General features: G+C 66.7%; 1 protein-coding gene. It reads right to left on the bottom strand.

Going from position 1 to position 1,659, the window contains the following annotated elements; genetic code table 11:
- Window positions 1–160: 160 nt before the first annotated feature.
- Entirely contained in the window at window positions 161–1,543 is a 1,383-nt protein-coding gene (locus tag ACFWPH_RS34665; protein ID WP_378756547.1) for an IS1380 family transposase, read from the bottom strand.
- Between the last annotated feature and the right edge of the window lie 116 nt (window positions 1,544–1,659).

Raw genomic sequence — 1,659 nt, 5'->3', positions numbered from 1 at the left:
CCTCGATTTTTCGTGATTTGTGCTGATCGGTCCGGGCGGGTTTGGGGTGGTTGTTTTCGCTGTTCGGGCAGCGTCAGCTGCCCGAACAGCGGGTTTTCTGCCGGGTTCCACGTGCCCGGGAGGGGTGCCTTTCTGCCTTCGCTGGACGGTTCGGCACTGGTCAGGGGGATGCGAGGCGGGTGAACGCGGTGAGCGCGAGTCCGGTCCATCGGTGGTGGTCGGGTAGGCGCAGGTGAAGCCGGCGAGCGTGCCGGGCGAGGCGAGCCGGGATCGAGAACAGGCGTGTCCGCAGTGTTTTCGCTTCCCACCGGCGTGCCGGGTGATCGTGCAGTGCCAGGGATTGCATCCAGGCGGTCAGGTCCAGGGCGAGTGCCACGATCGCGAGCCAGACGCGGTTGGCGGCGAAGGAATGGAACGGCAGATTACGCCCACCGGTGTCCTTCGCGCTGCGGATCCGGTCCTCGCAGCGAGCCCGGCGGCGGTGCCGCAACTCCAACTCCGGCAGCGAACCGGCGGTCGTGTTGGTGACGAACGCGGTCAACCGGAGCCCGTCGTGGTCGGTGAATCGCAACTGCGCACCCGGGTGCGGGCGTTCCTTGCGCACTACCAGCCGCATCCCGGGTGGCCAACTCGACAAATCGATCAGGCCGCCGACCTCGGCGACCCAGGCGCCGGGCCGGGTTCTCCCGCCGGCGTCGACCGCCGGTATCCAGTCGGCGGGATCGAGATCGTCGCAGGCGGCGGCGATCTCGGCGGACAGGGCGAAACCGATCGAATACTGCACCCTGCGGCGGTGGCAGTAGTCGAGGAATTCGTGGGTGCCGCCGCCGGAATCGGCCCGGATCAACACCGTGCGTCCGGCCCGCCACTGCGTGAGGTGCGGCAACTGTGCCAGTGCGTCGGCCAGGACCTGTTTGTGGTCGTGGGCGGTGTTGGACCCGGCGTTCCCGGGCCGCAACATGACCGCGGCCGGCTCCCCGGTCCCGGCCTCGCCGTGGTCGATGAACGCCCACAACGGATGAAAACCATAGCCGCGTTTGAACGTCGGCGCCGCCTGCTGTTTCTCCGAATGCGCGTCGATCAGCGTGGCATCGAGATCGATCACCACCGGCGCCGCAGTATCGATCCCGTGGTCCGGAGCGCGGGTTCCCGCCAGTTTCCACGTCCGGGCTCGCGCCTGCGCGCGAGCAGATCCGATCCCCGCCAGCACTTTCCGCTCATCTGCAGCCAACATCGTGATCAGCCGGGACACCGTTGGATCCGAGGCCACCGCACCGAAGAGCCCGGGTTCGGCCCGCAGTAACGCCAGATCCGACACGCAATCCCCGCCGAGCGCGAGCATCACCGCCAGATCGCACACGACCTTGCCCGGATCATGGACCGCGCCCGGCCGGCGCCACGGCACCAACTTCTCCGACAACAACCCGGTCAAACCGGTTGCTTCCGCGGTCTGCAACAGCAATCCCGCACCGGCCTGCGACACGACCGGCGACCCGCCACCACCGATTTTCACCGATGGATACCACGACATAGACTTGCTCACCGAAAGGGTGCTCCCACGATCTCGATTTTTGGTCTTAAGCAAATCGATTATCGCAGGTCAGAGCACCCTTTCGCCAATTCCGGCACTACGTGCCGGAATTGCACGAACAGGGGAGG

Origin of the sequence: Nocardia sp. NPDC058499, assembly GCF_042719915.1 — a bacterium.
Classification (GTDB): Bacteria; Actinomycetota; Actinomycetes; order Mycobacteriales; family Mycobacteriaceae; genus Nocardia.
The sequence above is the reverse complement of the archived record's forward strand: the minus strand, read 5'-3'. Positions and strand labels throughout refer to the sequence as shown.